This is a genomic window from Alphaproteobacteria bacterium, from assembly GCA_030740435.1.
Classification (GTDB): domain Bacteria; phylum Pseudomonadota; class Alphaproteobacteria; order UBA2966; family UBA2966.
Window position 1 is genome coordinate 1 of sequence record JASLXG010000181.1, and the last position, 8,201, is coordinate 8,201.

Consider the following 8,201-nt stretch of genomic DNA (forward strand, 5'->3'; position numbering starts at 1 on the left):
GGAGCGCTGCACCGCGCGATGTGGGACATCGGGCAAGCAGCGTGACGCACCCTGTCGGTGCGACAGCGGCGCCCGAAGGGTCGCCCCCAGCCGCGCGCCCGCTTTGGCAAAAGGTCGAAGAGCGTAGTCCCACTACGCTCATCGACCTTTTCCTTCCGGATCGCATCACCTGGGGGCGACGCAGGCCGTGACCCGGTGAGAAATGCGGGCTAGGATCGGCCGGCCATGCCCATGCGAACCTTACTAGCGGCGGGAGTGACCTTGCTGTGGCTGTCGGCGGCGCCGGCCTGGGCCACGTCCGAGAAGGCCGACGGCGGGCAGCAGGAAGCGGCCGTGATTCCTGTGGTCCCTGTGGCCCAAGTGCCGGAGCTCCTGGGGCCGGCCGACGTCGAACGCTACCGGCGCATTTTCGCGCTGCAAAAAGACGGCAAGTGGCGCCAGGCGGATGGCCTGATCAAGGCGCTGGACGAGCGCCTGCTGATGGGCCACGTGCTCTTTCAGCGTTACATGCACCCGACCAAGTACCGCTCGCGCTACAACGAGTTGGCGGGCTGGATGAAGCACTATGCCGACCACCCCTCGGCGCGCCGCATCTATCGCCTGGCACTGCGCCGCAAGCCTCGCGCCGCCAGGGCGCCAAGGCGTCCCGTCGGGCGCGGGGTCTCGGGCGTCGGCGAGGCCGAGGTGCCGGATCGGGCCTATGTCTCGGGGCGCCAGCGCTCGCGGGCGGTGCGCGCCAAGGTGAGGCGCCTGAAGGGCCACATTCGCCGCCATCTGAGGCGGCGCCAAGTGGTCGGTGCCGCCAAGCACCTCGAGACGCCCGAGCTGAAGAAGCTGCTCGACGCCGTCGAGTTCGACCAGGTGCGTGCCGCCATCGCCCGGGGTTATTTCCAACGCGGCGACTTCCGGCGGACCTTCGAGCTGGCCTCCGCCGCCGCCCGGCGCTCGCGCCGCCATGTGGTCGAGGCCGACTGGTATGCCGGCCTTGGCGCCTGGCGGCTGGGCCGGCCGGCCGAGGCCGGCGATCACTTCGGCCACTTGGCCCGCTCGAAGGCCAGTGACCGGCTGGCCGCCGCCGGCGCCTTCTGGGCCGCCCGGGCCAACCTCAAGGCGCGCCGGCCCGAACGCGTCAATCCCCTGCTGGCCATCGGCGCCGGCCGGCCGCACACCTTCTATGGCCAGTTGGCGGTACGGCTCCTGGGCAACCCCTCGGGTTTCGCCTGGCAGCCCCCGGCGCTGGCCGAGAAGGAGCTCGCCCGATTGCTCGAGGCGGCGCCGGCGCGCCGCGCCGTGGCGCTCTCCCAGGTCGGGCAGACCTACCTGGCCGAGCGTGAGTTGCGTCGGGTCGACACCCGTGGCGAGCATGATCTGCAACACGCCCTTTTGGCGCTGGCTCATCGCCTGGGGACGCCGGCGGCCGAGCTCAAGCTGGCCCGGGCCATCCTCGACGGCGGCGGCCCCCACATCGACAGCGCCCTCTATCCGCTGCCGGCCTGGAAACCCAGCGAGGGATTTTCCGTCGACCGGGCGCTGGTCTACGCCTTCGTGCGCCAGGAATCGGCCTTCAACGCCCGCGCCAAAAGCTTCCGCGGCGCCCGCGGCCTGATGCAACTGATGCCCCGCACCGCCAGCTTCGTGGCCCGCGACCGCAGCCTGCGGCACCGCAACCGGCGCAAGCTCTTCGCCCCGGACTTCAATCTCGAACTGGGCCAGATGTACCTGCGTCACCTGATGACGACCGGCGGCGTCGAGCGCAACCTGGTGATGGTGGCGGCAGCCTACAACGGCGGCCCCGGCAACCTGCGCAAATGGTCGCGGCGCATAAAGCAGAAGGAAGACGTGCTGCTGTTCATCGAAAGCCTGCCGTCGCGTGAGACCCGCAGCTTCGTCAAGCGCGTGCTGGCCAACTTCTGGATCTACCGCGAACGCCTGGGCCAGGATTCGCCTTCGCTCGACCAGATGGCTGCGGGGCTGTGGCCCTATTATCTCTCTCTCGACAAGCTGGTGCATACGGCAGCAGAGACGTCGAACTGACAGTAAACCCTTTTGCCTGGAGGCCCGCCACCGCGCGGGACGCAAGCTCATGTCCAAGATCGACCCCAACGAACAACGCGACTTCATCCCCGTCAACATCGCCGTGCTGACGGTTTCCGACAGCCGCACGCTGGACGACGACCGCTCCGGCGGCGTGCTGGTCGAGCGCCTGGGCAAGGCGGGGCACGTGCTGGCCGACCGGGCCATCGTCAGCGACGACCAAGACAGGATCGTCGAGCGCCTAAAGGGCTGGATCGCCGACCCCGCCATCCAAGTCGTGATCGCCACCGGCGGCACCGGGGTGACCGGCCGCGACGTCACCCCCGAGGCCTTCGCCCAGGTCTACGAGAAGGAGATCCAGGGCTTTGGCGAGATCTTCCGCCTGCAGTCCTATGACAAGATCGCCACTAGCACCATCCAGTCGCGGGCCACCGCCGGGGTGGCCAACGGCACCTACCTGTTTGCCGTGCCCGGCTCGCCCGGTGCCTGCAAGGACGCCTGGGACGGCATCCTCGAGGTCCAGCTCGACTACCGCACCAAGCCCTGCAATTTCGTCGAGCTGATGGATCGCCTGCTGGAAGGAAGGTAAACCCCTCAGAACGGCAAACCACGAATATCGATACAGCCGTCGACCGGCGCCTCGCCGCCCAGCGGCGCGGTCATGCCGCGGAAGGCCTCGAGGTAGGCGGCGGCGCCGCCCGGCTGGCGCATCAGGATCTCGCCCTCGAACAGCGACCAGCCCAGGCTGGCGTAATAGGCCACCCGGTCGGGCCGGCAAAAAAGCATGGCGAAGGGCACGTCGGCCCGCTGGCGGGCATGCTCCATGATGGCTGCCACGGCCCGCGCCGCCAGGCCCTGGCGGCGCCAGTCGGGATGGCTCTTGACGCCGCCCAGGCCGGCCAGCCGGAGTGAGCGGTCGTTCAGCGTGACCTGCCGGAACATCACCCCGGCGTAGGATACCAGCGTTCCTTCGGCGTTTTCCACCAGCGCCCCCCATTCGCCCTTGGCCCAGGTGAAGCGGGCCGGGATCTCGGTCTCCCGCTCGCCGGGTGGAAAGGCGGCCCGGCGCAGTTCCTCCAGGACCCGCTTGCGGCCGGCATCGAAGTCTTCGACCGCCTGCAGTGTGATGCGCACGTCGGTCATTGATTTGCCTCCGGTCTTGCCTTGCGCCACTATCCCCCATCGGGGGGAACGAGAGAGACTGGCGAGGAGTATGCCATGGACGCCCCCCGGGTGAAGGAGATGGCGCGGGAGTTGGGTGCCGACCTGGTCGGCATCGCCGCCACCGAGACCCTCAACCGCTATCCCCCCGACCCCAGGTGGCCGCAAACGCCGGACCGCATCAACCGCCATGCCAAGAGCGTGGTGGTGCTGGCCAAACAGATCCCGGCCGGCGTCTTCCGGGCCAAGTCGGGCGCCGTGGTGCGCTACATGGACAGCCTGGTGATCCGCCGCATCGACCGCCTGGCCCATGGCCTGGCCGGCCGCCTCGAGGCGGCCGGCCATAGCGCCATGGTCAGCGTCACCAACGAGACCGACTATACGCTGAAACACGGCACCTACGGCTTCCTCAGCAACCGCCACCTGGCGATCGAGGCCGGGCTGGGCACCATCGGCCTGAATGTCAACCTGGTGACGCCCGAGTACGGCTCTCGGGTCTACGTGGCGGCGGTGCTCTCCGAGCTCGAGCTCGAGCCTGACGAACCCATGGCCGAGCAGGTCTGCATCGGCGAAAGCTGTTCGCGTTGTCTCTATGCCTGTCCGGCCGACGCCGTGCGCCACTTCAACCTGGACAAGCGCCAGTGCTCGACCGAGGCGCAAGTTTTTGGTTTCGCCCAGCTCACCGCCTTTGCCGCCAGCGGCATCGGCGCCGACGCTGCGAGGGCCTCAGACATGATCGGCTCGAACGAGGCGCTGGGCTACTGGCAGGCCCTGACCCACGTCATCGGCTGCTTCGGCTCCTGCCCCCGCTGCCTCGGCGTCTGCCCCATCGGCGACGACTATCACCGGCACCTGGGCGGGCACCAGAAGCGGATCCCGGAAAAGAGCGAAAGCAAGGAGGCATTGGGCCGCGAATACCGCCAAGCCCGCCGGAGCGGTGACGAGGTTTCCGGCCTCAACGAGTGGAACATCCGCTGGGTCGGGCCCCAGGGCTACACCGGCGAAAGTGCCCGCCGCCGCAGACAGGCCGCCAAGGTGGCAGAGGGAGAGAACTGATGGACGAGAGAGTGGCCGGCCTGACGGCGGCCGCGGTCAAGGCCAAGGCGCGTGAGCTGGGCGCCGCCCTGGTGGGCATCGCCGACGGCGAGGAGATGGAACGCCACCCCCCCGAGAGCGCCGGCGGCCGCCGGCCCTCGCAGGTCAGCGAGCTGGACCACCGGCGCATCGTCGTGCTGGCCCTGCCGCTGCCCGGCGGCGCCACGCGGCTCGGCGGCTGGGAGCAGCGCCACAAGATGTATAACGACGAGCTCAGCCACACGGCGCTGGAGGAGGTGGCGCTCGACCTGGTCTATTGGCTGGAAGCCGAGGGCGCTCCGGCCCTGGTGGTGTCGCCGTCGCTGATCGACGCCCGCGACGCCACCACCGATCCCACCGGGCCCCTTCTGCCGCTGCTGTCACTGGACCACGCCGGAGTGCTGGCCGGCCTCGGCACGCTGGGCCTGGCCGGCCAGCTGGTGACGGCCGAGTACGGCCCCAGGGTGATGCTGATGGGGGTCATGACCTCGGCCGACGTCGAGGCCGACCAGCCGCTCCAGGCGGCGCTCTGCCAGGGGCCGGAATGCGGCCGTTGCCTCACCACCTGCCCGGCCGATGCCGTGGCCGGCTGGGGCCGCGACGAAGCCGCCTGCGATCCGCTGCGCCACCCCAACGCCTTCCCCCAGGTGGCGGGCTTTCTCGAACGCTTCGCCAACGAGGACGACAAGGACAAGCGCAAGAACATGCTGCGCTCGGAGGAAAGCTTTTTCCATTACCAGGGGTTGTTGCGCGGCGTCGGTGTCATCAGCGGCTGCCGCATGTGCCTCGACGTTTGCCCGGTGGGCGCGGACGAGATAGCCGAGTTGGCGGCGCCGACGCCGGCCCAGAAGGAGCGGTTGGCCATCATCGCCGCGGCCGGGGTGCCGGAGCAAAGCCGCCGCTGGGTGGCTCGGGTCGCTGACGGCTAAGCCGCTCCCCGCGGCAAGCTAACGCTGGCCCTGAGGCCGCCTTCGTCACGCGTCGTCAGGGCGATGTCGCCGCCGTGGCCGCGCACGATGGAGCGCGCGATGGCCAGGCCCAGGCCGATGCCGCCGGTCTCCGGGCTGCGCGATTCCTCGAGCCGGACGAAGGGCTCGAAGACGCGCTCGAGGGCCTCGGCGGCGATGCCCGGGCCGTCGTCGTCGATGTCGATGCGAAAGCCCTCCTCGCCGGTCCGCAGCGCCAGCCGGGCGCGCTGGCCGTAGCGCACGGCGTTCTCTATGAGGTTGCGCAAGGCCCTTTTGAGGGCCACTGGCCGGCAGGCCAGGACGGCCGGGGTCGGCGCTTTTGTGTCCTGGAAACTCACCTCCTGGCCCAGCTCGACCAGGTCGTCGCAAAGGCTTTGCAGCAACGCCACCAGGTCGACCGGCCGGGTGTGCTCTCGCGCCGCCTCCTCGCGGGCGAAATCCAACGTCGCCTCGGCCATCTGCTGCATTTCGTCGAGCGTGGCGATCATGCGCTCGCGGGTCTCGGCGTCTTCCACGAACTCGGCCCGCAGCCTGAGCGAGGTAATCGGCGTGCGCAGGTCGTGCGAGATCGCCGCCAGCATGTTGGTGCGGTCGCTGACGTAGCGCTGCAGGCGCTGGTTCATGCGGTTGAAGGCGGCGATGGTGCGGCGCACGTCGCGCGGGCCCCGCTCAGGGAGCGCCGCCGTCTCCTGGCCCCGGCCCAATTGGTCTGAAGCGGCGGCCAGGCGGGCCAGCGGCCGGGTCACCCGGCGCACCATGACGATCACCACGACCACCAGCAACAGGGCCATGAGGCCCAGGCTCAAGAGCGAGGGCAGGGCCCAGCCCGGCGGCCGGGGCGGCACCAGGGTGGCGACGTTGAGCCAGGTGTTTTCGTCGAGGCGCAGCGCCAGCGTCAGGCCGAGAAAGCGGCCTTGGCGCCACCAAGGCGGGCCGCGGCGGTGGCGTCGGCCGGCCCAATTAACGGCATCGTCATCGCGCCAGTGGCGCTGCCAGCCGAACCAACCGTGGCGTTCGCGGGCGGCGACGTGGACCTCACTGACGGCCCCGTCGAGCAATCCCATGAGCTGTTTCTCGAGGTCGCGTTCGACGGCGTTGCGGCCGGCCGGCACGGCGTCCTCGGGGGCCAGCTCGAAGTGCAGCCTCGGCGTGCGGGCGGCGGCGACGATGCGGCCATGCATCTCGGCCGGCGTCTGGCGCAGCAGGCGCGCCATGCCGGCGCTGCGCGCCAGGATGTGCTCGTGGGCCACCGACAGCGCCGCCAGGTGGCGCTCGTCGCTGAGCACCACCAGGCTGACGAGCTGGGCTGCCACCAGGGCCAGCAGCAAGAGCGCGATCATCTGGCCGGCCAGGCTTTTGGGCACCAGGCTTTTGAGTACGGGGCGCTTCACGAGCGGTCCACGTCAGCCGCCAGCATGTAGCCGCCGCCCCAGACCGTGGTGATGAGCTTGGGGTCTTTGGGGTCAATCTCGATCTTGCGCCGGAGCCGGCTGACCTGGTTGTCGATGGAGCGGTCGAAGGCGCTGGCATCACGGCCGCGGGTGTGGTCGAGGAGCTGGTCGCGGCTGAGCACCACGCGGGGGTAATCCAGAAGTGCCGAGAGCAGCTTGAACTCGCCGCTGCTCAGCGCCACCGCGACGCCGTCGCGCCCCATCAGCTCGCGGCGATCGACATCGAGGCTCCAGTCCGCGAAACGTAGCGTCCCGGCCGGCGGCTGGCGGCTCGGTGGCAGGCTGTGGGCGCGGCGCAGCACGGCCTTGATGCGGGCCAGCAACTCGCGCGGCTCGAAGGGCTTGGTGAGGTAATCGTCGGCCCCCATCTCGAGACCCACGACCCGGTCGACGTGCTCGGCCCGGGCCGTCAGCATGATGATCGGCAGGTCAGAGCTCTCGCGCAGGTGACGACAGAGCGCCAAACCGTCCTCGCCCGGCATCATGACGTCGAGCACCACCAGGTCGATGGCCTGGCGGGCCAGCACCCGGCGAGCCGCCGCCGCGTCCTCGGCCACCGAGACGCGGTAGTCGCTGCGGGCCAGGTATTTGGCCAGCGGCTCGCGCACGTCGCGATGGTCGTCGACCACCAGGATATGGGGCAGGGGCTCGGTCATGGCCACGATCTCCGTGCCCCACTATGGCGCGCCGGAGCCGGCTTGGGGTGAAAAATCTGTATCAAATTGTGTCAGCCGCCGGCGCTGCCACAAGGCGTGACGCATGAGCCCGATGGGGGCAAAGTTCCGCGACATTTGTCTGCGCAAGTGGGTCCTAGTTCGAAACATCCAGCGACGAGGACCATCATGCAAAACCCAAGCGCACTCATTATCGCCGCCATCGCCGCCATCGGGCTGGGCAGCCTGGCCCTGGTGCCCACCGCCGAGGCCGGCGGTGGTTGGCGCCATAGTGGCGGCGGCCACGGCATGAGCCACCACAGCGGGTTCGCCCACCAGGCCGGCAAACTATTCGACGAGACCGACAAGAACGGCGACGGCAAGCTCAGCGCCGCCGAGGTCGAAGCCGGGCTAAGCGAACGCCTGGCCGGCGCCGACGCCAACGCCGACGGCAAGCTCACCATCGCCGAATTCGAGGCGCTCTGGCTGAGCTTCACCCGCGGCGCCATGGTCGATCGCTTCCAGCAGTTGGACGACGACGGTGATGGCAGCGTCAGTGGTGAGGAATTTCGCAGCCCCTTCGTGGGCATGGTGCGTTGGCTCGATCGCGACGATGACGGAGCGCTGAGCCGCCGCGAAATGCATCATCGCCACCAGCGCCAGCGCCACTAGCGCTGGTATTTTTGTAGCCCCTCACCGGGCGGGCGCCTCCGCGCCCTTGACCGCACATAGACGTTGCAGTCGTCGGCGTAGCGGCAGAAGGCATGGCCCCGCCGTTCCAGTTCCTTGTCCAGGTCGTCGAGCAGGATGTTCGACAGCAGCGGCGACAGCGGCCCGCCTTGTGGCGTTCCCTGCTGCCG

At 69.5% G+C, this 8,201-nt stretch carries 9 protein-coding genes; 5 read left to right on the forward strand and 4 right to left on the reverse strand.

From position 1 onward, the window contains the following. Positions 1–225: 225 nt before the first annotated feature. Together QGG75_17535 and moaB are read left to right on the forward strand one after the other, a co-directional pair. Positions 226–2,034 carry a lytic transglycosylase domain-containing protein gene (locus QGG75_17535; protein ID MDP6069032.1) on the forward strand — a complete coding sequence of 603 codons (1,809 nt, stop codon included), beginning with the start codon at positions 226–228 and terminating at the stop codon, positions 2,032–2,034. Between the two features lie 49 nt (positions 2,035–2,083). Further along, positions 2,084–2,623, forward strand: a complete 540-nt coding sequence (moaB, locus tag QGG75_17540; protein ID MDP6069033.1) for a molybdenum cofactor biosynthesis protein B — start codon at positions 2,084–2,086, stop codon at positions 2,621–2,623. A gap of 5 nt (positions 2,624–2,628) precedes the next feature. Here moaB and QGG75_17545 read toward each other — a convergent pair whose 3' ends face one another. After that, complete coding sequence (locus QGG75_17545; GenBank protein ID MDP6069034.1) at positions 2,629–3,177, reverse strand: GNAT family N-acetyltransferase; 549 nt, start codon at positions 3,175–3,177, stop codon at positions 2,629–2,631. Positions 3,178–3,252: 75 nt separating this feature from the next. On the opposite strand from QGG75_17545, the gene QGG75_17550 reads away from it, so the two are divergent. Continuing rightward, on the forward strand, positions 3,253–4,251 hold the full coding sequence (locus QGG75_17550) for a hypothetical protein (GenBank protein ID MDP6069035.1): 999 nt from the start codon (positions 3,253–3,255) through the stop codon (positions 4,249–4,251). Then, positions 4,251–5,198 (forward strand): hypothetical protein, encoded by a 948-nt coding sequence (locus QGG75_17555; GenBank protein MDP6069036.1) that lies wholly within the window; start codon positions 4,251–4,253, stop codon positions 5,196–5,198. The genes QGG75_17550 and QGG75_17555 overlap by 1 nt, the downstream gene beginning before the upstream one ends. On the opposite strand, the gene QGG75_17560 is transcribed toward QGG75_17555, so the two are convergent. Together QGG75_17560 and QGG75_17565 are read right to left on the reverse strand one after the other, a co-directional pair. Beyond that, on the reverse strand, positions 5,195–6,628 hold the full coding sequence (locus QGG75_17560) for an ATP-binding protein (protein ID MDP6069037.1): 1,434 nt from the start codon (positions 6,626–6,628) through the stop codon (positions 5,195–5,197). The two genes, QGG75_17555 and QGG75_17560, sit on opposite strands and share 4 nt — an antisense overlap. Beyond that, the gene (locus tag QGG75_17565) at positions 6,625–7,344 is read right to left on the reverse strand and encodes a response regulator (GenBank protein ID MDP6069038.1); all 720 of its coding nucleotides are present in this window, start codon (positions 7,342–7,344) and stop codon (positions 6,625–6,627) included. The genes QGG75_17560 and QGG75_17565 overlap by 4 nt, the downstream gene beginning before the upstream one ends. 186 nt (positions 7,345–7,530) lie before the next feature. Between QGG75_17565 and QGG75_17570 the strand changes: the two genes are divergently transcribed. After that, positions 7,531–8,013, forward strand: coding sequence for a hypothetical protein (locus QGG75_17570; protein ID MDP6069039.1), 483 nt, complete (start codon positions 7,531–7,533; stop codon positions 8,011–8,013). On the opposite strand, the gene QGG75_17575 is transcribed toward QGG75_17570, so the two are convergent. Next, on the reverse strand, positions 8,010–8,201 hold a 192-nt coding region (locus tag QGG75_17575; GenBank protein ID MDP6069040.1), incomplete at its 5' end, for a reverse transcriptase domain-containing protein. The two genes, QGG75_17570 and QGG75_17575, sit on opposite strands and share 4 nt — an antisense overlap.

What these genes read in the sequence shown, in the direction of transcription:
- QGG75_17535 (MDP6069032.1), top strand. Translation starts at nt 226, where the DNA reads ATGCCCATGCGAACCTTACTAGCGGCGGGAGTGACCTTGCTGTGGCTG.
- moaB (MDP6069033.1), top strand. Translation starts at nt 2,084, where the DNA reads ATGTCCAAGATCGACCCCAACGAACAACGCGACTTCATCCCCGTCAAC.
- QGG75_17545 (MDP6069034.1), bottom strand. Translation starts at nt 3,177, where the DNA reads ATGACCGACGTGCGCATCACACTGCAGGCGGTCGAAGACTTCGATGCC.
- QGG75_17550 (MDP6069035.1), top strand. Translation starts at nt 3,253, where the DNA reads ATGGACGCCCCCCGGGTGAAGGAGATGGCGCGGGAGTTGGGTGCCGAC.
- QGG75_17555 (MDP6069036.1), top strand. Translation starts at nt 4,251, where the DNA reads ATGGACGAGAGAGTGGCCGGCCTGACGGCGGCCGCGGTCAAGGCCAAG.
- QGG75_17565 (MDP6069038.1), bottom strand. Translation starts at nt 7,344, where the DNA reads ATGACCGAGCCCCTGCCCCATATCCTGGTGGTCGACGACCATCGCGAC.
- QGG75_17570 (MDP6069039.1), top strand. Translation starts at nt 7,531, where the DNA reads ATGCAAAACCCAAGCGCACTCATTATCGCCGCCATCGCCGCCATCGGG.